Source organism: Desulforhopalus sp. IMCC35007, assembly GCF_005116575.1.
In the GTDB taxonomy this organism is placed as follows: domain Bacteria; phylum Desulfobacterota; class Desulfobulbia; order Desulfobulbales; family Desulfocapsaceae; genus Desulforhopalus_A.
The window spans coordinates 204,327-223,459 of the sequence record NZ_SWCN01000003.1; the positions used below are offsets into that span (position 1 = coordinate 204,327).

23 protein-coding genes and 1 pseudogene are annotated in these 19,133 nt (G+C 46.4%); 14 read left to right on the forward strand and 10 right to left on the reverse strand.

Annotation, left to right across the window (positions count from 1 at the left end):
- Positions 1–46: 46 nt before the first annotated feature.
- From trfA to FCL48_RS04415, 12 genes and pseudogenes are all read left to right on the forward strand, one after another.
- Positions 47–928: a plasmid replication initiator TrfA gene (gene trfA, locus FCL48_RS04360; protein WP_136871028.1), complete on the forward strand. Its 882-nt coding sequence runs from the start codon at positions 47–49 to the stop codon at positions 926–928.
- A gap of 268 nt (positions 929–1,196) precedes the next feature.
- Positions 1,197–1,730, forward strand: coding sequence for a sigma-70 family RNA polymerase sigma factor (locus FCL48_RS04365; RefSeq protein ID WP_136871029.1), 534 nt, complete (start codon positions 1,197–1,199; stop codon positions 1,728–1,730).
- Complete coding sequence (locus tag FCL48_RS04370) at positions 1,727–2,146, forward strand: hypothetical protein (protein ID WP_136871030.1); 420 nt, start codon at positions 1,727–1,729, stop codon at positions 2,144–2,146. The genes FCL48_RS04365 and FCL48_RS04370 overlap by 4 nt, the downstream gene beginning before the upstream one ends.
- 136 nt (positions 2,147–2,282) lie before the next feature.
- The gene (locus FCL48_RS04375; protein WP_136871031.1) at positions 2,283–2,789 is read left to right on the forward strand and encodes an OmpA family protein; all 507 of its coding nucleotides are present in this window, start codon (positions 2,283–2,285) and stop codon (positions 2,787–2,789) included.
- Positions 2,790–2,855: 66 nt separating this feature from the next.
- A complete protein-coding gene (locus FCL48_RS04380) occupies positions 2,856–3,191 on the forward strand; it encodes a hypothetical protein (RefSeq protein WP_205747642.1) in 336 nt (111 codons plus the stop codon).
- Positions 3,192–3,224: 33 nt separating this feature from the next.
- Entirely contained in the window at positions 3,225–3,506 is a 282-nt protein-coding gene (locus tag FCL48_RS04385; RefSeq protein ID WP_136871032.1) for a type IV conjugative transfer system protein TraL, read from the forward strand.
- A complete protein-coding gene (locus tag FCL48_RS04390) occupies positions 3,503–4,078 on the forward strand; it encodes a type IV conjugative transfer system protein TraE (protein ID WP_136871033.1) in 576 nt (191 codons plus the stop codon). Before FCL48_RS04385 ends, FCL48_RS04390 begins: the two co-directional genes overlap by 4 nt.
- On the forward strand, positions 4,071–4,808 hold the full coding sequence (locus tag FCL48_RS04395) for a type-F conjugative transfer system secretin TraK (RefSeq protein ID WP_136871034.1): 738 nt from the start codon (positions 4,071–4,073) through the stop codon (positions 4,806–4,808). Before FCL48_RS04390 ends, FCL48_RS04395 begins: the two co-directional genes overlap by 8 nt.
- The gene (locus FCL48_RS04400) at positions 4,805–5,968 is read left to right on the forward strand and encodes a TraB/VirB10 family protein (protein ID WP_136871035.1); all 1,164 of its coding nucleotides are present in this window, start codon (positions 4,805–4,807) and stop codon (positions 5,966–5,968) included. The genes FCL48_RS04395 and FCL48_RS04400 overlap by 4 nt, the downstream gene beginning before the upstream one ends.
- A 170-nt stretch (positions 5,969–6,138) precedes the next feature.
- Positions 6,139–6,759, forward strand: coding sequence for a type IV toxin-antitoxin system AbiEi family antitoxin domain-containing protein (locus tag FCL48_RS04405; RefSeq protein WP_136871036.1), 621 nt, complete (start codon positions 6,139–6,141; stop codon positions 6,757–6,759).
- A 98-nt stretch (positions 6,760–6,857) separates the two neighbouring features.
- Positions 6,858–7,471: pseudogene (locus tag FCL48_RS25160) on the forward strand (nucleotidyl transferase AbiEii/AbiGii toxin family protein).
- Positions 7,472–8,168: 697 nt separating this feature from the next.
- Positions 8,169–8,945 carry a sulfite exporter TauE/SafE family protein gene (locus tag FCL48_RS04415; protein WP_136871037.1) on the forward strand — a complete coding sequence of 259 codons (777 nt, stop codon included), beginning with the start codon at positions 8,169–8,171 and terminating at the stop codon, positions 8,943–8,945.
- A gap of 175 nt (positions 8,946–9,120) precedes the next feature.
- Here FCL48_RS04415 and FCL48_RS04420 read toward each other — a convergent pair whose 3' ends face one another.
- The 6 genes from FCL48_RS04420 to FCL48_RS04445 all read right to left on the reverse strand — a co-directional run bounded on the left by FCL48_RS04420 (position 9,121) and on the right by FCL48_RS04445 (position 13,296).
- Positions 9,121–9,846: a TVP38/TMEM64 family protein gene (locus FCL48_RS04420; protein WP_136871038.1), complete on the reverse strand. Its 726-nt coding sequence runs from the start codon at positions 9,844–9,846 to the stop codon at positions 9,121–9,123.
- A 125-nt stretch (positions 9,847–9,971) separates the two neighbouring features.
- Positions 9,972–10,235: an NEPxGxxU motif selenoprotein TsoC gene (tsoC, locus tag FCL48_RS25825; protein ID WP_371418658.1), complete on the reverse strand. Its 264-nt coding sequence runs from the start codon at positions 10,233–10,235 to the stop codon at positions 9,972–9,974.
- 20 nt (positions 10,236–10,255) lie between these two features.
- Positions 10,256–10,570, reverse strand: coding sequence for an NEPxGxxU motif selenoprotein TsoC (tsoC, locus tag FCL48_RS04425; RefSeq protein ID WP_349632986.1), 315 nt, complete (start codon positions 10,568–10,570; stop codon positions 10,256–10,258).
- 100 nt (positions 10,571–10,670) lie between these two features.
- Entirely contained in the window at positions 10,671–12,422 is a 1,752-nt protein-coding gene (gene tsoB, locus FCL48_RS04430) for a rhodanese/DsbD fusion-like selenoprotein TsoB (protein WP_371418659.1), read from the reverse strand.
- Between the two features lie 36 nt (positions 12,423–12,458).
- The gene (tsoA, locus tag FCL48_RS25830; protein ID WP_371418660.1) at positions 12,459–12,908 is read right to left on the reverse strand and encodes an LULAXC motif (seleno)protein TsoA; all 450 of its coding nucleotides are present in this window, start codon (positions 12,906–12,908) and stop codon (positions 12,459–12,461) included.
- A gap of 28 nt (positions 12,909–12,936) precedes the next feature.
- The gene (locus FCL48_RS04445; RefSeq protein WP_240744740.1) at positions 12,937–13,296 is read right to left on the reverse strand and encodes an ArsR/SmtB-type metalloregulator TsoR; all 360 of its coding nucleotides are present in this window, start codon (positions 13,294–13,296) and stop codon (positions 12,937–12,939) included.
- 293 nt (positions 13,297–13,589) lie between these two features.
- Here FCL48_RS04445 and FCL48_RS04450 point away from each other — a divergent pair, with 293 nt between their 5' ends.
- Positions 13,590–13,805 (forward strand): hypothetical protein, encoded by a 216-nt coding sequence (locus FCL48_RS04450; RefSeq protein WP_136871044.1) that lies wholly within the window; start codon positions 13,590–13,592, stop codon positions 13,803–13,805.
- Here FCL48_RS04450 and FCL48_RS04455 read toward each other — a convergent pair.
- On the reverse strand, positions 13,795–14,811 hold the full coding sequence (locus tag FCL48_RS04455) for an NAD(P)-dependent alcohol dehydrogenase (RefSeq protein ID WP_136871045.1): 1,017 nt from the start codon (positions 14,809–14,811) through the stop codon (positions 13,795–13,797). The genes FCL48_RS04450 and FCL48_RS04455 overlap by 11 nt on opposite strands.
- A 240-nt stretch (positions 14,812–15,051) precedes the next feature.
- Entirely contained in the window at positions 15,052–15,276 is a 225-nt protein-coding gene (locus tag FCL48_RS04460) for a hypothetical protein (RefSeq protein WP_136871046.1), read from the reverse strand.
- 393 nt (positions 15,277–15,669) lie between these two features.
- Here FCL48_RS04460 and FCL48_RS25360 point away from each other — a divergent pair, with 393 nt between their 5' ends.
- Positions 15,670–16,086, forward strand: coding sequence for a site-specific integrase (locus FCL48_RS25360; protein ID WP_240744741.1), 417 nt, complete (start codon positions 15,670–15,672; stop codon positions 16,084–16,086).
- Positions 16,087–16,536: 450 nt separating this feature from the next.
- Here the strand turns inward: FCL48_RS25360 and FCL48_RS04475 are convergent, their stop codons facing one another.
- Positions 16,537–17,304 carry a 3-hydroxyacyl-CoA dehydrogenase gene (locus tag FCL48_RS04475; RefSeq protein WP_136871048.1) on the reverse strand — a complete coding sequence of 256 codons (768 nt, stop codon included), beginning with the start codon at positions 17,302–17,304 and terminating at the stop codon, positions 16,537–16,539.
- A gap of 102 nt (positions 17,305–17,406) precedes the next feature.
- Positions 17,407–19,131: an acyl-CoA dehydrogenase family protein gene (locus tag FCL48_RS04480; RefSeq protein WP_136871049.1), complete on the reverse strand. Its 1,725-nt coding sequence runs from the start codon at positions 19,129–19,131 to the stop codon at positions 17,407–17,409.
- Positions 19,132–19,133: the final 2 nt, after the last annotated feature.

The window sequence follows — 19,133 nt, forward strand, 5'->3', positions numbered from 1 at the left end:
TCATGAACCTAAGAATCGTGCAGCAAGGAAAGAACTCAGACCACTTATGGACAAGCTTTCCGGTGTAAATGCAATTGATGCCGCGGAAGAGCGCTATCTAAGAAAACTATCACCTGAACTACAAGACGCAATCCGAAAGCAAAAAGAAATATTAGTCCTTCCAGATTGGCCGGAAACAACACATGGAGTACCAAATATTTGCCTACGCTCTGCCCTTTTTCGAGTAATCAGGCGTGGCCGACGAGAAGCAGTCCATAAAGAAATTATTACCTCTATTGCGGGGCTGCATATCCGCTACACAGGGTCGCTACTTGACCAGGGAGATTTCGATGTTCTGGCTCAGGCCTTTCATTTGCAATCTAGGCACCGGCATATGGAAAAAAATTTTGAAGAATACCTACGGTTTGAGATAAAAAGCTTTCTTCGATCGATAGGCCGTCAACCAGGAAAATCTGGTCGAGAATGGCTCAAAGATTGTTTTCGTCGCTTAATAGCAACTGTCATAGAAATGGACATTGAAACCTGCCACACTCGAACTAATGAGCGTTTAACCTATGCCGGATCACTCATTGATGCATTTATATACCAAGAAAGCGAACAAACCTACTTTCTAAAATTAAATCCCAAACTCTCAGTTCTGTTCGCTGCAGGCATGACAAAGTTACATTGGCATCAACGACTCTGTTTACAAACAAGCCTGGCTAAATGGTTACATGGCTTCTACGCCAGTCACAAAAAACCATATTCAATAAAAGTCGTCACTTTGAAACATTTATGCGGTTCTGACTGCAAACGATTGGCCGATTTCCGGCGCAGTCTGCGTGCGGCGATGGATGAGCTGGTCGACGTAAAAGCGATTCTAGACTGGCAAATTGATGCCCAGGACAAAGTGCATGTACAGAACCCCGAGGAAAACCTTCTAAAATGAATTTTCAGGGGGGCATAGCACTCACACCTGGGGGGCATAGCAGTCACACTAAGGGGGCATAGCACTCACACCGGGGGGCATAGCACTCACACCCAGGGGGGCATAGCACTCACACTAAGGGGGCATAGCAGTCACACTTTGAAAAATTTTAATCTTCTGGAACGTCCAGCAGTAGTGAGTTTCAGCCAGGTGGCCAAAACTGCCTAATCTTTTTTAATCTTCTTTTAATCTTTTAGGAAAAATCATCAGAGAGGAGGTCGATAACAAAATGACGCGCTCAAAACATTACCAGCAACAGATCTCCAGCCCGAAAACATGGGCTGCCGCAATGCAATGGGTGAACGGCAACAAAAAGCTTGTTCGCCAGATTGCCTCACCCTATGTCAGATTCATAGCAGGTGATAGCGAAGATCTCTACCAGGAAGCAACAATTTCCGCCTATAACACCCTGCTCTGTTGTAAGAAAAATGGCCGGCAAGAAAGATTCATACCGTTCTTCCGAGTTATTTTCAAAACCAACTGTATCAAATTGGCATCTGGTATTCAGACGGTGCACTGCTTAGAAGAATATTTCCTCCCGCTTCAGGAAGAAACAGCTGAAAAGGTCGAACCGGAAGCTGACAAAATCGACCAGGTACTGCAAGCGGTCAGCAAGCGTCAACGACAGATCTGCCTCTGGCTTCTAGAGCAACCCACTCCTGTCAGCACTCTGGATATCGCCAGGGAATTTAAGGTCAGTAAGCGTCAGGCCTGTCGCCTGATAAGCAATACTCTTCAACGCATATCGGGAGCCTCGCAATGATCTCAATCAATGACTACGCAAAAGTTACCCCAATTCCCAAACGCACACTCAGTTATTTGCATCGCATGGGCATCATCGAAGATCCTCTGCGCCAGGCTGACTTGACCAGTCTGCACTTTTTCGAACAGATCTGGGGAAATAAAGAGCTCCTGCGAGCACAACTGAGCCGGCTTTCCATCAAAGCACGATTCAGCTTTTTGAGAACTGCCGACTTGCCATCCAAATGGGAACGGTACGCCTATAGTCGCTACTATAATCTGCAACCGGGGAAAGAACTCCCCATGCGCACCGTCATCGAAGAGATCCAGACTACCTTTCAGTTTCTGCTGAAAAAACAACAGATACTCCGCCTGTATCAAATAAGAAATCGGGTCCAGGTTGTACGACACCGGGAAAAAAATGCGGCGAATAATTAACAAGAAACGCTCTTACAGAGCACAAACAAAGAAGTAATAAACAATATTTATTGACTCTTACTAAAAGTCTTCGGCTCTTAAAATTCCAAGAAAAAAAGGGATTATTGGTCACACCCCCCGAAAAAAGAAAATAGAGATGAAGATCAAACACCAAATAATAATTTCAACTTTGACTGCTCTTCTGCTGACACCAACAAAGTCGGAAGCAGGGGTAGTTCGACAGGAATTGTACAGGTTTCAAATGACTATGAGTCAAAATGTTACCAGCAAAACCTTTCTGATCTGTGATCAGCACCAATTGCAAGAGAAGCCGGCAACCCTTTTTCGGTTGATCTTGGTACATTTCGAGTTGGGAAGCGCCCTACTCTCTGCTGCCGAAGCAGAAACCTTGCTATCCGGTCTTCAACAACATGGTATCACGGGCGAGACGCCTTTGGCTGTAATCGGCTATACCTGCGTGTTTGGCCCCGATAAATTTAACCAGAGACTTTCTCTCAAACGAGCTGAAGCAGTTGCCGATTTTCTTCGCGATCATGGTTTTGTTGTCGCACATGTGCAGGGACAAGGAGCAAACAATCCCATCACCTATAACTTACAGGAGTTTTACAAAAATCGTCGGGTCCAAATAACAGTATGTCCATAAGCAGATCAGGTTATTCCAACGTATTAGAACAGTAGTGATTTTATTTATCTGAGAGGAGAAAAACCCATGAACATCAATTTCGCAACCCATGCAAAGAACACCCGGCAGGCAAAAATAATAACAGGCCTGGCCGTACTTTTTGCCGCCTGCTTTATGTCGGCGAATGCCATGGCCATGGCAGTCCCTGCAGCAGGCTCCTTTGCCTATGATCTCTACGATATCGGCGTCAATCAGATCCTGCTCGGTCCCATCGGTTTTGTCGCCGGTGTTGCCTCTATGGTTTTTGCGGCGATTCTGGCCATTCGACAAATGATCTTACCCGCTGCAGGTGTCGTGCTTGGCGGTGCATTTCTACTTAAGGCCGACGCTGTAGTTCAAACCGTAGGCGCAATGATCATTTAACATCTCTGCACTCCCAAAAGGGCACGAGTTCAGATGAACAAAAACAATTACACCCACAGGTTTCCCCAATACCTCTCAAAGCCAATCCAGGTTCTCTGGTTTGAGACCGATGAATTGATCCTCTTTGTTTTTACCCTCACCCTGGCTCTTATTTACGGGAAAATTATGTGGCTGGTTTTTCTGGTGACCCAATATTTTTACACCCGCACTAAGCGATTGAAAGCCCGAGGGTTTCTTAAGCATATCCTCTACATGTTCGGTTTTATACAGATGAAGAAGTATCCTGAATATTTTCAACGGGAGTTTCATGAATGAAGACAAATATTTTTGTCCAGAAAACCAGCAATCTCTTTGTCGAAAACAGGATACTCAAATTCATCATCGTTGCATTGACCCTGGCGGTGATCTTCAATTCATTCATGGTCTACCGTGCTGTTAAATATCAGAGAGTTGTTTTGATTCCGCCGACAATGACCGGGACGGTTGAATTTATCCAGGGTAGACCCACTGACGGTTACACAAAAGATCTGAGCAGGAGGATCGTCAATCTTGCTGCCACGTATTCCCCACCGACAGCCAGGATACAATTCGAGGAACTCCTCTCCTATTATGCTCCGGAATCATACCCCGAGGCATCCAAGGCCTGGTATTCGCTGGCGAGCAGAGTTGAAGAGTCCCAGGTTAGTTCGGTTTTTTATTTGCAGACAATCAAACTTGGTGACGACGATATCGAAATGTTCGGCAACCTCAAACAATTTGCCGGAGACACCCTGCTTGAGAACTCGAGCAAAACTTATCTGATCAAATATCGCCTGCAGGACGGCAGATTCTATATCGTCTCATTCAAGGAAAAATTCGCCCAAAGGCAGGAGGAAGAACGTGGTTAAATTATTTGTGACAACTGCGGCCCTGATGATAGTGGCAACGGGTAACAGCCTGGCGGATACTGTGATCCAGGCAGAGATTCCTACAGCCGTTCAGCTCTCGAATGTGGATATCAACCGGATCGTTTGCCCCGGGCCGATGAACGATCTGATTTTTTCTCAGGAAAAAGGCATGACGGGTCATTTTTCCGGCAACAATGCCTTTATAAAATTCAAAATAGAGGACGCCGGGGATGAGTACATTTATGCGGATACCCAGAGTGAGCTGTTTGTGGTCTGTAACAATGCGGTCTATACCCTGCTGGTCACCCCGACCGATACTCCCTCCGTCACCCTCCGATTGGCATCCCCATCAGGCGACACTTTCAAACAAAACATCGACCAATTCAAAAAAATGCCCTTGGAGAAGCAGGCTCTGCAGATCATCAGAGAAGCCTACAACGGCACCTATCCGACCAGTTACCGGATAAGCGAATCAAATAGAATAGTACCGCTTTCTTCTGATCTGGAGGCGACATTAATACAAGTCGTGAATGTAGACGGCGTTGGATTGCGTCTGAATAAATACCTGATCAAATCAATAGCTCAGGAGCAGGTAGATGTGGATGAGAAAATATTTTTGTCATCGTCCATCAGCCAATCGATCCTTGCGATAGCAGTTGATGATCACCGCTTAAATCCTGGTCAGTCCACTGTGGCTTTCGTCGTAGACCAGAAGGAGCTGGGAAAATGAGTCTTAAAAAAAGATTCAATGATCTTGAGCCCAAGATGAAGAAGATCGTTATCTGGTCGTGCATCGGGATCATTTTTTTGGTTCTGGTCTCAACCGGCTACAACTCTTCCCGGACAGATCCATCCGAAGGATTTTTCAACCCAAAAAAGACCAGGGAGATCCAACTTGAGCCTGATCTGATCCAGAAGACAATGCTCCGGGAACAGAGGCGTCAACTCGAATCTCTCCAGGACACAGTTGACAAAATGAAACAGGAACAAAAGAAAACCGGACAAGAAAATAACGAGCCAACGCTGCCTGTAATCCCCACTGCCGACCAGATCGCAGAACAAAATCAATTTCCCATGCCATCACCTGAAGAGCAGCCTTGGCCACTCCCACAAGAAAGAACAGTACCGACAAACCTGCCGCAACATCCAAAACCTGAACCTCGGATGATAGGAGAAATCAGCGTCTTATCAAACCCGGCAGCTGCTACAGGAGAATTGGATCCCAAAAATATTAAAAAAAAAGGCAGAACAGTTTATCTCCCCCCTTCTTTTATGGAAGCGAAACTGTTGACCGGTTTCGACGCTTCTACTTCCGGGAAAGGAACCAGCAACCCTGAACCCCTCCTGCTCAGAATTCAAACGCCGGCAGTTCTGCCAAATGATATCAAAGCCAACCTGGCCGGATGCTTTGTCATCGCCGAGGCGGTCGGCAGGCTGGACAAGGAGCGGGCAGATGTACGATTGGTATCCCTGTCATGCCTCAGTAACGAGGGAAAGGCTATCATTGACACTCCGGTTAAAGGTTTTGTTACCGATTCGGACAGCAAGGTCGGTCTCTCCGGTCGGGTGGTCTCTAGGATGGGTGCAACTACGGCCAGAACCATTTTGGCCGGATTTTTCAGCGGCATGGGCGATATGCTAAAATCCGCCGCCACGACGCAATCAACATCCGTCCTTGGCACAACGACTACTATTGATTCCAGCCAAGTTGCAAAATATGCCATCGGCGGCGGTATGTCTGAAGGTGCCGCAAGCCTGCACGACTTCTACTTGAGTCTTGCCAAGCAGGCAACACCGGTTATAGAGGTTGGGGCGGCAAAAGAGATTACCGTTATTGTTTCCGAGGGCAAGGAACTTGAGATCAGGGAGTTTGAGGGAGATACCCTTTGAGCCATAGGCACCGATCAGCTATAGTTCTTGAACATGGCAGAACCACCCTGTCCTTTCTCTAAGTGAGCGAATAATACAAACTCGGATCGGCTCTCTGAAAAAGGCTTGTAAGAAGATTCATTTTGGATAATAATCTATATAATTATAATTAAATATATAGATTACTATCCATGAAACAAATAAAAAACAAAATTAGTGCCTTGGACAAAGCGAAGCAGATTATCCGGCAGCAAGGGGGAGTTATCCGTACTACCCACGCAATTCAGGCGGGAATTCATCCGCGAACGCTCTATCAACTAAGAGATGACGATCAGCTTGAGCAACTGTCTCGCGGCGTATATCGACTTACCGAACAGGCAGCGGTATCTGATCCCGATATGGTTATTGTTGCAACACGCATTCCCAAGGCTGTTAATTGCCTGGTATCAGCTCTATCTTTCCATGAAATGACGACCCAGATCCCTCATACTGTTTCTATTGCTCTCCAAAGAGGATCCGATACCCCCAGGCTAGAGTATCCACCGATTTCAATCCATCGATTTTCAAAGGAAGCTCTGCTAACAGGTATTACAGTGCATCAGATAGACAATGTTCCCGTCAGAATTTACAGTCCTGAAAAAACCCTGGCAGATTGTTTTAAGTTCCGTAACAAAATAGGTATGGACGTAGTGCTCGAAGCACTCAAACTCTACAAAACCAGAAAAGAATTCAAATCTGGTGAGATACTCAAATATGCAAGAATATGCCGTGTGGAAAAAATAATACGTCCCTACCTGGAGATGATTACATGAATTCTTCTGCCAATGTTGCTGCCTCAGTTCGACAACGCCTGCTCAACAGAGCCAGAAATGATAAGCGGCCGTTCTATGAATTGCTGCAATATTATGCAATGGAGCGTTTTTTGTACCGGCTGTCAGAGTCCTTTTTTGCCAATCATTTCATTCTCAAAGGAGCGCTTTTACTGAGAGTCTGGGACTCTCCCGAGTTTCGTTCCACAATGGACATTGATATGTTGGGCAAGACAAGCAATAAGGCAGCAAAAATCTTAGACTTAATCCGCAACATTCTGGCCATGAAGGTAGATGATGATGGTTTGATCTTTGATTCTGACTCGTTGAATACAGAGCCAATTACAGAAGATGCTGATTATCAGGGGATCGGATCCGGTTCAGAGGTTCTCTGGATACAGCAAGAGTTGTCTTACAGCTTGACATCGGGTTCGGCGACGTCATCTATCCAGGACCTGAAGAAGCCTATCTGCCAACTATGCTGGAGTATCCAGCGCCGAAGCTGCTTTGTTACAGTCGAGAAAGTGCCATAGCCGAGAAATTTGAGGCGATGATCAAACTGGGTGTGCTGAACAGTAGGATGAAGGATTTCTTTGACATCTGGTTACTGTCCCGTCAATTTGATTTCAACGGTGCGGACCTGGTTGAAGCGATTCGTCTAACTTTTGAGCGACGTAAGAATTCTATCCCCTCAACGAGGGGAGTCTTTTTCTGAATCATTTATCAATGAAAAACAGGTACAATGGAAAGCGTTCCTGAGAAAATTGAAGCAGGTTCACGTGCCTTCCGATTTCAAGGAAATAGTCACACATCTGGATGAATTCCTGACACCGATTGTTGGCATGCTCATAATCGACAGACCTTTCAGTCAAAACTGGGTAGCTCCTGGTCCCTGGACATAATCTAACCTTTTTTGATGGCCAGACGAAATGGCTTATCAGGAAGCTCAGCCAGGCCCTCTCACGACTGAGGTAAAGGTGTTCAGTCTATATACGTAATAGATCCTGTTTTATGAGAGACTCTTGAGCATCAACAAAAAAAAAATTATCTGGAAAAACTTTCATCGAACGACAGACAATTTGTATCCATATTTTTCAAAAAGTTAGCGACCTTTGATATGTCTGCAAACAATCGGGGCATGTTGCCTTTTCTCCCTGCATTCTTCCACTTTTTCGTTCTTATCACTGTATAACCTTGCTTCAGTATAAGATATTCTGATGGGTTCTCCTTAAATCATAGATATTTCCTATTTCCTGAGGTAAAATGACGCTTCAAAAAGGACGTCTTTCGCATGAATCGCCAGAGTTTGAGGTTGAGTTGTAGAAACACTTATCTGACATCAAACTCCTCATAGCCTAAAAAGCCTCCGTCAATGATGTCGCCATGCAATTATTAATTGTTGGAGACGAACAATGGAAATTTATATTCTTTTTGGAATCCTAGGGTCGATCACCGGTTTCTTGTCAGGATTGCTTGGAATAGGCGGGGGGATTGTCATGGCTCCGCTGCTGATTTATGCTCCTCCAGTTTTTGGCATTGAAACCCTTACGATGCAATCAATAGCAGGACTGACCATTGTCCAGGGTTTAATCGGATGCCTGGCCGGCTCCTTTATTCATAATAAATTACATTTTGTTTCAAATGAATTGTCTCTGTGCATGGGGAGCGCCATTTTCATAACCGCAGCAGTTGGAGGGATCTGTTCCAAATTTGTATCGAACAGCATACTGCTCTTCATCTTTGCCTGTTTAGCTTTTGCGGCTGCTAGTCTTATGCTATTACCTGTTGCGCAAGATAGCGAAAAACCAGATGTGACAGCTATAAAATTCAATCAATTTCGTGCGTTAACTGCTGCATCCGGTGTTGGCTTGCTTGGTGGGCTTGTTGGCCAAGGCGGGTCATTTATCCTTATTCCCCTCATGACTTCCTACGTGCAAATCCCGACAAGAATTGCAATAGGCAGTAACCTTGCCATTGTTCTGATATCTTCGGTTGCGGGTTTTCTAGGTAAGGCGCTTACAGGTCAGATTGAGTGGTTATTGACCGTCCCGATTATAATGACAGCCATTCCTGCAGCCTATTTGGGTGGACTGGTTAGCCGACGAGTATCTGTTTCTAACCTAAGGCGACTATTGGCAATTTTAATAGGATTGGCTGCAGTTCGCATCTGGATTACTGTCATCATTTGAAAAAACTGGCAGGAACCAAATCCTCAACCACCATTTTGTAAGAATGTGATCTGTGAAATAAGGAACCGGTTGAATATTGCGGGAATAGCAAATAATCCGGCAAGGGAGCACTCCCCTACTCTAGGGTAGTCCCCATTTTCGTCTCCATCACTCTACATTTCAAAACGCTTATCGCTTATGCGTCTTCAACCGCTTGTTTCCCCCGTACAATTTTCAGAAGCTTGGGAATGAAAAACGAAAAGATAAAAAGGCTAAGGGAGAAAAAGACCTGCCAGCTTAATAGTTCTTCCCATCGGCCACGGACCCAGATATTTTTTACCGTCCCCACAAAAAAAGTAAAAATAAAGGTACCTACAGTAATCCCTAATGCAGTTCCCCAAAAGTAATCGGTAAAACGTACCTTGGTGAGTCCCATGCCGAAATTCATAGCAGTGAAAGGGAAATAAATCAAACGCAAATAAAGAACGGTGGCAAAGCCGTTGCGCTCAATTGCGTCATTGTAGCGCCCTAACCTGTCTCCAGCAAGGGAAGTAGTTATATCTCGTCCCAGGTAACGTCCAATGAAAAAAGCTATACTGGCGCCGATCATGGCTCCCAGCCAGACATATAAGAATCCCCAGTAAGGACCAAACAAGGCCGCGCCCATGGCTGTCAAGAGTGTCCCAGGAAGAAAAACACAGACTCCAGCGACATAAATAAGCACGAACATCAAGGGAGCCCATAACCCCATAGATTCAAGAAACAGTCCGAGTTGTTGCGCGGTAAGGTACTGTCTGGCAGGGGAAAAACGGACCAGATAAATCGCAGTTGCTATAAACATGACCAAGAGAGCCATCTTCACCAGTGCGTAACTTTTCTTGGTAGTTTCGTGATTGATAACTTCCTGTCGATGTTTCTCCATGATTCAGCTCGACCAATACAGCTTTATATTGTTTTCCTAATTTTTGACACAGAGAGAGTTTTTCCCTACCTGTTCATTGCTAATACCTTGCCACTATCAATTTTCAAGATTATCACCCAATGTTTCTACGCCAATTGACAGCGGATTGTAGAATTGAGAGTTTCTTCGCTTATAGGTCGCCCTTGCACAATAATTTTATCGGCCAACATCAAGGCTGGAGCAGTGGGTTGACGGGTTGCCTGGTATTCAGCTGATTGGTAAGTATCTCTAGTGTTGGAGATCAATTCGATCTCCAGATTGTACTTATCTCCCAAGCCCGGAAGCATGTTCATATAGCTTTCTCAGGTTTTGCCTTTGGGGTCGTTGAGAAATACGCGTAGCTTTTTCATTTTTGCTCCAAGAGGACGAATCAAGATTTTTTTAGGAGACGGTCCAGTAATCCTTTTTTCTGGGGTTCAGGCAGACCAAGTTGGCGGCAAATACACGCCTCCAATGTGTGATCGGACACATCAGTACCTTCTACGACAATCTCATCGCCGACCATAACCGCTGGTGCCACCGGCAGATCAAGCGCGAAATATTCGTCGGTCTCATATTCAGAATTAGGTTTTGCGGTGATATCAATTTCAACTGGATATTTATCGCCCAACCTGGGCATTATCTGTTTGAAATGTTTTCAGGGCTTACCGTTCGGTTCATTTAAAAAAAATCGGACTTTGAGCATTATCTTCTCCTTGTTGAAGTCATTAAAAATAATCTTATTAAGATAGTCGACTGGTTCTTCGTCAGATACAAAATACAGACAACTCGTTTGGGTTCATCAACTATTTACTAGGAGCTGCGATATCATGCATCCGTATAAGAAACTTATCAGGCGGCAGATAATCCACGAGCCGGAGGTCAGTACGTTCCTTGCCATCGCCATCAAGAAAAACAATAGTTGGCACCCCTTTCACACCATATCTTTTCAACAGTTCTTCGTGGTAAGCATTGCCACCTTTGGTTACATCGACCTTGACCATTGTAAAGTCCTTTTCTGCTAGACGGACTACGTCGGGCTGATGGAAAGTCACCTCTTCAAGTTCCCGGCATGGCGTGCACCATGTGGCGTAGAAATCAATGATGACCGGTTTCTTTTTGTTTTGTGCTTCCTTCAGGGTTTCTTCAACATACGGCTTCCATGTAACCCCAGGGCCTCGCATGGCCATGGTTGAAACAAGAAAAGTTGCTAAAACCAATCCGGTAATACCTATTCCACTTTTAAGCATTGGAAAAGCACGGAAGCTGGCCTGACTTTTATCAATCCAGCCGAGATGTAGACCTGCAGCCCCAGCAACAAGGGCTAGCAGAATTGTTCCTCCTTGGCCTGGAAGAATTGGCCTTATGAAATGAGCGGCCATTCCGATCAGGACCCATCCCATCAGCTTTCTCACCCAAATCATCCAACCACCAGACCGAGGGAGTTTTTCCAATTGCCCCGAAAACATTGCAAGAACAAATAGCGGTAGACCGAGTCCCAAACTGAGGGTAAAAAAGACAATGAACCCTAGCCATGGACTGCCCATACCCGCAACCCAGGTGAGCAACCCGAGAACAAATGGGCCGATACAAGGGGCTGCTACCACTCCAAGGGTCGCACCCATAAAGAGAGTTCCCAAATATCCGGTATAGGATTTTGCCGCAGCTTGAGTGAGGCCGCTTGGAAGACGCATTTCCCATAATCCAAAAAGACTTGTTGCAAAAAAGACAAGGACACCGGCAACGACCAGAAGAACAATGGGATTTTGGAGCATCGCGCCCATGAGACCGCCTGTCAAGGATGCAACTACGCCAAGCAATGAGTTGGTGAGAGCCAGGCCCAGCATGTAGCATAGCCCATGCACCACAAGCCTTCCACGTCCTCCACCTCCCTTGGCGACCTGACCACCGAAGTAGGAAACAGTAATGGGTATCATTGGATATACACACGGAGTCAGGTTTAAGGCCATTCCCCCTGTAAAAATACCAAGGAGAGTCCAGATCATTGCCCAACCATAGAGAGGTCCCGGTGCTTTAGACTCCTCGGTAGTTTGTGCAAGTCCGGCCGGAGCACTTGCAACAGGCAAACCTCTGCCTTGCCATTCAGGGAATCCATATGGGTCACGATAGATGTTTTTGTAACCAAGTTTCACGGCCACCCGGGCCGCCGAGTCACTGCGGACTCAAGTGAGTCCTGCTCAGTAGAAGACAAGGGTTCGATTCTTATCTGGTCCAAGGAAGTTCTCAAGTGCCGATGCCTTACGCCATCTTGCCCAGGCTGTCGGTTCCATGGAGAAATTTACAGCACCCTTAAGATGTCCTGTCCTGTATTCCCATTCCTGACGGGTATCGATTAAAACTAAGTTGCTTGTGTCATTTTGATAACGCTTGGCAAGATCATCGGTGGTAATGATTTGGTATCCTCCGTTTTTTCCTTCAGCGAGGACATCATCCCAGGTAACCTGTTTTGGAGTAACAGCACGATTAGTAAACCAGAGGGCTCCAACTGTAACCAGTACAGCGATCAGGGCCACGACTGTCGTTTTTATGTTTTGCATAACAGGACCTTTTTTGAGTGAGTGATTCACTAATCTTTAAAGCTTTTGTTCACGATTAAGTTTTGATAGAAGAAAAGTGGCACCTCGTAATGACAGTCCAATTTTTTTTGCAAGTTCCTCTGGACTGAGAGGGCCATGTTTGGTGTTCAATGAGAGTATCTCGTCTTCCAGTTCTTCAAACCAGTCTTCAAACAACACGAGAAGATCGGGGTCGGTTATCGCCATAAGTTGTTTTGATTGTGCAACTTTGTCCACTAAACTCTGGCACATTTGTGTTGGGTCGACACCTTCGCCCATACATTCGGCCAGTCAAAGATGAACCATGCTCGAGACCTTATCTCGTCCAGTGTCGCCGATAATATCCATGATAAATTGGGCTCGTTCTTCATCTCCGAGAAGCGGCATGAGATGTTTCAAGGCAACCGCTGTCTGGGATGCCGCCTCTTCAGGATCCATGTTGCTGGTTATTTTTAAAATTTCATTCATGATAAATTGAGCACCTCCAGCAGGTATTTTAAAAGGTTGTTCGGGTAGCCAGCAGATCTCTGGCCACCGTATTCAACGCCTTGATTGCCTCAAGAATACGAAAATCAGACAGTTCATAATAGATGAAGGGACCGCTACGTGTAGTCGTCACCAGTAGGGATCGTTTGAGTTCCTTCAGATGGTGGGAGACGAGCGGTTGAGAGAGGCGAAGCTCTTCGACAATACTACCCACCGCTTTTTTCCCCTGGCTGATACACAGGAGGATTCGCAGGCGGTTTTCATCCGACAGGCTCTTGGCGAGAAAGGCAACTGTTTGAAATTCCTCCCCGTGCAATGTGGATGTATCCTGATCTGTTTCTGATGTGTAATCTTTCATGTCCTCATCCATTATGAGATCTCCTGTCATATTCCCTATGGATCTGGCCAATGGGATCCAGAATAATCGTATCAGTGATTATTTATATGCTAATGTATAGAGCAAGAATTTTGAGATGTCAACAAAGTTAGATATTTTGATGAACAAAATTTATTTGGCTGGAACAACTTGGATAAGTTGGAAATATAACTGAGGTGGCTAAATTTGTGTGAACTGTATTCCGGTAAGAAAATGTATCCCTTCGCAAGTTTCAGTTGGAAAGGACATCTCGTGGAAGAAACTTCCTGGCCAGCTTATACGAGATCATGCCAAAAAATACACAGATGGAGCAATCTGGCTCTTTTAAATTCAATATTATTTCCGGAATAATATCTAAAAATAGAGCAGTTGAAATTATTGATTTTTCCAGATTATGTTTGCTGGTCACTTTAGAGCGAGTGTCAGGCAGCGTGCAAGATAGTAATCATCCAAGGTTTCTTGAATCTAGTAGCCAAACTCCAGCTGGACCATTCAATGTTTAATCGTAATCTTGCCAAAATGCTGACCACTAGAAAGGTGTTCTAGCGCATGGTGAATCTCATCAAACGCAAAAGTTCGGTCAATTGCGGGGTGAAGCCTGTGATGGGCAATTGCCTTGGCCATATTGGAGAAATCATCTCGGTTTCCGACGGTGATTCCTTGCAATCGAACATGGCGAGTCACAATAGGTCCGAGTGGTATGTCCATCTTTCCCCCAGCAAGCACGCCGATCAAACTTATCGTTCCCCCAGTTCGGATAGAGCGAAGGGATTGAGGCAAAGTACCCTGTCCACCGACCTCGACAATATGGTCAACGCCATCTCCTCCCGCAATTTCGCGAACTCGTTTGCCCCACTCCGGGATGCTCCGATAGTTAAGGGTTTCATCGACGCCCATTGCACGTACTTTCGACAATTTATCGTCACTGGATGAAATTAGAATCACATAAGCTCCAAGTATTTTTGCAAACTGCAAGGCAAAGAGCGAAACACCACCCGTACCCTGGACTAATACTTTATCACCGGGCTTGACACCACTTTCCGTCACCAACGCTCGCCATGCGGTCACTGCTGCAGTGGGAAGAGAAGAAGCTTCCAGGTCATCCAAGTGGACTGGAGCAAGCGCTACACCTCCTTCGGGGAGCACCATAAACTCAGCCATCGTTCCATCCATTTCACATCCCAAGCTGAGCAAAAGTTTCTTCTTATTGGGCTCTCCTCCACGTATCCAACTTTGGAAGAAAAGCGGGCAAACACGGTCTCCAACCCTTAGGTGCTTGACCCCCTCGCCCAGGGATTCGACAATACCAACACCATCGCTAAGCATGATCAACGGTAGGGTTTTCATCCTTGATCCATAACCACGCTCAGGAACAATTAGGTCTCGGTAATTCAGGGCTGATGCTTTCATTTTTATACGTATTTCTCCTGGACCAGGTAGGGGATCCGGCCGCGAGCCTATACGCGCATTTTCCATAGACCAGTTATCTTCGACCTGAAACACTCTCATCTTATCCTCCTGTTTTAGCTGATGTCTTAGACATATAAAGTGGTCCTGGAAAATTGTACAAGTCTTTAGGTGAAAAATCCGTTCCCGAATAACTTTAAAGATGGGCCGACAAGAGGGACAAACAATGATTCAAAAATGATTTCAACCCTGCAAGATTTCCATTGGCAAGCCTTGGTGAGAGACCCCCCTGCATAGATCGAGCTTCTTCCTGAGCGTTTTGGCCTTGGGAATGGCCTAATATTACTCCCAAAAAGGAGCAAAATTGCTCTTTTGCAAATCCGAAATTGTCTCAGAAAAATAGCGGGTGATGGAGCATTTTGGATCCTTGATTGTTCCTGAACCAGTCAGTACTCTTTGCCAGCCTTTCCTAATTATCATCGTGTATACTTCATCAAGGGCATTTTTGCCAAAAACCACTACAAAAAGAGGTGCAATATGAAAGTATCCCAAGCGGTCGATTTCCATCTGCAGTATCACCAAGCCAACTCCAAATAAAAAATACCGTCAAGACCTGTGAGTTCGTCCTCAATCGTTTCGCTGCTAAATTCAGTAAGCGTGATTTAGCCAGCATATCCCAGGAAGAAGTCCTCGAATTTCTGTTAACGCTAACGAAAGACAACAAACAGGCGACCAAAAGGAACCGTTACTCGGTACTCGCATCATTCTACAACTTCAGCATCAGCACTGGCCTCTCCCGGCGCTTACCAATCCTTGCAATACTTCTGTCATTAGACAAATATTCAAGCGTCCCCAAGCTATCCAGTGGAATATCGTCGATAAGGAAACTGTCGATGAGATCATCTTTCGGACCATGAACACCCGGACAGGCTCATCCTTGAACTCATGGCCCGGGGCGGCATGAGAGTTGGCGAAGTCCTGAAACTGGCTCCAGCTGATATCCAAGAAAGAAGCCTGACTATTCAAAGCCCTAAAAGTGGCCGTGTCGGGGAGACTGTTTATGTTCCACGAAAAATCTTGGTAATGTTAACCGGCTATGTAAAATCCAAGGATATAGGAATCAGTGACCGAATTTTTCCGATTTCATATGTTGCTGCATGGTCGATGGTAAAGAAAGCAGGCCAGCTCGTAGACATTGAACTACGGCCTGATGATCTAAGGCGTCATGCTGCGTCATATGCTTCTAGATCCGGCACTCCTCTTGAAATTGTTAGTAAGGTCATTTTGCGACTTGCGGATTTGTCGACTACCCAGAGGTACCTCGGCAAGGTGAATGATTCAGAAGCAATCAGATGGATTGAAACGCTCTACGGTTGATCAGGGATAAATGCAGACAGGGGGAGGTATGTCAGGTCTCCCCCTGTGCTATTTCCATTAATACTTTCCTCTTATGAACAACAGTAAGAATGTTAACATGATGGGAAAATCGATTATTATGAGATTTGGCCTGGCAATCTCAATTTATTGGTACTCAGAAAAAATCCTGCAGTGCAGTCAGCTCCGATTTCTCGACTTTCCATGATTGTATTAACATGTTACTCTCCAGGCATCTTTTCATTTTGCATTGAGTGCAAGACTCATACTGTTTTGCCTGCGTTTGATTTTGACAATCCAATCACTGGCGATCGGTCAAGATAGATCACAATGATATACATCCAATTCCAGCAGAATTACGCTCGTCTTTGAATGAAAGAACCGAACCGCTCTTTTGTCTCTAGAGCTATAAGGCTGGATGGTCAGGAACTAGAAGCAGGCGCCGAACAAGTCTTACTTCGCTGACATTCGAATAGCTCCATCGAGGCGGATTACCTCGCCGTTCAAATAGGCGTTTTCGACGATGTGGCACACCATCGCTGCATATTCCGCAGGCTTGCCCAGTCTTGACGGGAACGGGACCGTCTTGCCCAGAGAATCCTGTACTTCCTGCGGCAGTCCAAGCAGCATCGGCGTTTCGAAAATACCTGGGGCAATGGTCATAACCCGGATGCCAGAGCGCGCCAATTCACGTGCCAGTGGCAATGTCATCGCGACCACTCCACCTTTCGAACCGGCATAGGCGGCCTGACCTATCTGGCCGTCGAAGGCTGCGACAGAGGCGGTATTGACAATGATTCCCCTCTCGCCGTCGGCGTTTGGTTGTCCTTTGCTCATCACGTCCGCCGCAAGCCGAACCATGTTGAAGGTTCCAATCAAGTTGACGTTGATGACCTGGATAAAAGTGCTCAGCTGGTGCGGGTGGTCACGACCTACAACCCTTTCTCCTGTTGCAATTCCCGCACAGTTCACCAACCCATGCAGGCCGCCGAACTTGCTCACCGCCGCGTTTATGCACGCTTTCGCGCTCTCTTCACTGGTAATATCCGTCTGAACGAAGTGGGCACCGGTACCCAGTTCGGCCTGAACAGCATCACCGGCAGACTGGTTGACGTCTGCCAGCACGACTTTGCCACCGCCGTTTACTATCATTCGAGCCGTGGCTGCACCTAGGCCTGAAACACCGCCGGTCACGACAAATACGCTGTCTTGAATCTTCATTTTGAAATTCTCCAGTGTGCTTAAGATGCAGGGATAAGCCCGATTTCGCCCTCCTCTACCTTCCTTTGAGCGATTTTCGAGCGTAATATAGTTATATATTACCTAGAAAATGTACCTTTCTGCCTGGCTGGTGGCTTTAGCAATCAGTCGTTTGGCCGCAAGCAGGCCGTTAGTCTTATAGGAAGTTACAGCTTCCATTGCGGCGAGCGACGCACTATCGCCAATGAACGCCGCACATTTTTCAGCGGCATTGACAAAGTGCTGTCTCGCGGTAAATGTACACAACGTGATCACTGCCCGATACTGTTCCTGCTTCGTCCCCGTTGCCGCCATAGCGGACTTTTCCGCTCGTAGCACGGCGCTTTCCAGACCGAATATCTGGATTGCCACATCAGCTAGTGCCAGGAGGATTTCCTGTTCGCCACTAATCCTGGTACCAAACACTTTGACAATATGATCGGTGAGATCCAGATAAGTCCGTTTCATCTCTTGCAAAAGGTGTTTTTCCACAGCATAGTTTCCCGTCTCGGCAGTCTCAATGGTTAGGTCAAGTGCCTTTCCGACGATTCCTTTGCGAATCAAAAGTCCGGGGATCAGTATGCGATTTATCTCGTTGGTCCCCTCATAGATCCTCTGCACCCGTTCATCACGATATAGTTGCTCGATGGGATACTCGGCGATGTAGCCGTACCCACCGTGTACCTGCAGCATTTCATCAATGCTTTTTGCGGCCGTCTCGCTGCAAAAAACCTTCGTAAGGGCGCATTCTGCCGCGTACTCCTCGATCCCCTTCAGGTATTCGATGTAATAGTTTCCAATGCCTTTGTCGATGGTTGCCAAACGATCATCAATCAGCCCCGCCAGTCGATAGACGACGGCTTCGGAGGCAAAAGTCATAGCCGTCACATCGGCGAGCTTTTCCTGGATGGCCCCGAAACTGCTGATGGGAACATTGAACTGCTGGCGTTCATTTGCGTAACGAGCGCCTTCGGACAGGGCATATTTTTCCTGTCCCACACAGAACGCCCCGAGCTTGAAACGTCCGATGTTTAAAACGTTGAAAGCGATCTTATGTCCCTTACCGATCTCACCAAGAACATTCTCAACCGGCACCCGGACGTTATCCAGTATGATCTGGCGGGTGGAAGATCCGTGCATACCCATTTTTCTTTCTTCCGGGCCAAGCTCCAGACCGGCAAAGGTGTTCTCCACCAGAAAGGCGGTAAAGTGAACCTTGTCGACCTTGGCGAAGATGGTAAACAGGTCGGCGAATCCGGCATTAGAGCTGAATTGCTTGGTGCCATTGAGGACATAGTGGCTGCCGTCCTCGGAAAGCATCGCCGTCGTTTTCGCACCCAGTGCATCGGAACCGGAGCCCGGTTCGGTCAGGCAATAGGCGCCGATCATTTCCGCGTGGATCAGCTTCCCGAGATAGCGATCCTTCTGCAGAGCGGTGCCGTAAAACACCAACGGCAACATGCCGATCCCGGTATGAACCATATAGGACAGGCCAAAATTCCGGGCAAAGGCCATTTTTTCCATAACCAGCATGCTGGTCGCCTTGTCGAGTTCCAGACCGCCGTACTGTTCCGGCGCATCAATCATCATTAATCCGAGCTCGGCGCATTCTTTTAGTTTTTGAACCACCAGATCGAAATTCTTCGACTCGATCTCCTTGTTGATTGGCAGGATTTCGTTCAATACGAAGTGCTCGGTGGTTTCGGCAATTTGTTTATGTTCGTCTGTGAAATCTTCTGGAGTAAATACATCCAGGCAATTGATGTTCTTCACCAGGTATTCACCACCGCTGTAAACTTTTTGAGCCATGA

Coding starts and splice junctions, on each gene's coding strand:
- FCL48_RS04390 (WP_136871033.1), top strand. CDS start 3,503: ATGAAGACAAATATTTTTGTCCAGAAAACCAGCAATCTCTTTGTCGAA.
- FCL48_RS04385 (WP_136871032.1), top strand. CDS start 3,225: ATGAACAAAAACAATTACACCCACAGGTTTCCCCAATACCTCTCAAAG.
- FCL48_RS04400 (WP_136871035.1), top strand. CDS start 4,805: ATGAGTCTTAAAAAAAGATTCAATGATCTTGAGCCCAAGATGAAGAAG.
- FCL48_RS04475 (WP_136871048.1), bottom strand. CDS start 17,304: ATGAAGATTCAAGACAGCGTATTTGTCGTGACCGGCGGTGTTTCAGGC.
- FCL48_RS25360 (WP_240744741.1), top strand. CDS start 15,670: ATGAGAGTTGGCGAAGTCCTGAAACTGGCTCCAGCTGATATCCAAGAA.
- FCL48_RS04380 (WP_205747642.1), top strand. CDS start 2,856: ATGAACATCAATTTCGCAACCCATGCAAAGAACACCCGGCAGGCAAAA.
- FCL48_RS04365 (WP_136871029.1), top strand. CDS start 1,197: ATGACGCGCTCAAAACATTACCAGCAACAGATCTCCAGCCCGAAAACA.
- FCL48_RS04455 (WP_136871045.1), bottom strand. CDS start 14,811: ATGAGAGTGTTTCAGGTCGAAGATAACTGGTCTATGGAAAATGCGCGT.
- FCL48_RS04480 (WP_136871049.1), bottom strand. CDS start 19,131: ATGGCTCAAAAAGTTTACAGCGGTGGTGAATACCTGGTGAAGAACATC.
- trfA (WP_136871028.1), top strand. CDS start 47: ATGGACAAGCTTTCCGGTGTAAATGCAATTGATGCCGCGGAAGAGCGC.
- FCL48_RS04445 (WP_240744740.1), bottom strand. CDS start 13,296: ATGGATGAGGACATGAAAGATTACACATCAGAAACAGATCAGGATACA.
- FCL48_RS04375 (WP_136871031.1), top strand. CDS start 2,283: ATGAAGATCAAACACCAAATAATAATTTCAACTTTGACTGCTCTTCTG.
- FCL48_RS04450 (WP_136871044.1), top strand. CDS start 13,590: ATGCCAAAAAATACACAGATGGAGCAATCTGGCTCTTTTAAATTCAAT.
- FCL48_RS04460 (WP_136871046.1), bottom strand. CDS start 15,276: ATGGAAATCGACCGCTTGGGATACTTTCATATTGCACCTCTTTTTGTA.
- FCL48_RS04420 (WP_136871038.1), bottom strand. CDS start 9,846: ATGGAGAAACATCGACAGGAAGTTATCAATCACGAAACTACCAAGAAA.
- FCL48_RS04415 (WP_136871037.1), top strand. CDS start 8,169: ATGGAAATTTATATTCTTTTTGGAATCCTAGGGTCGATCACCGGTTTC.
- FCL48_RS04405 (WP_136871036.1), top strand. CDS start 6,139: ATGAAACAAATAAAAAACAAAATTAGTGCCTTGGACAAAGCGAAGCAG.
- FCL48_RS04370 (WP_136871030.1), top strand. CDS start 1,727: ATGATCTCAATCAATGACTACGCAAAAGTTACCCCAATTCCCAAACGC.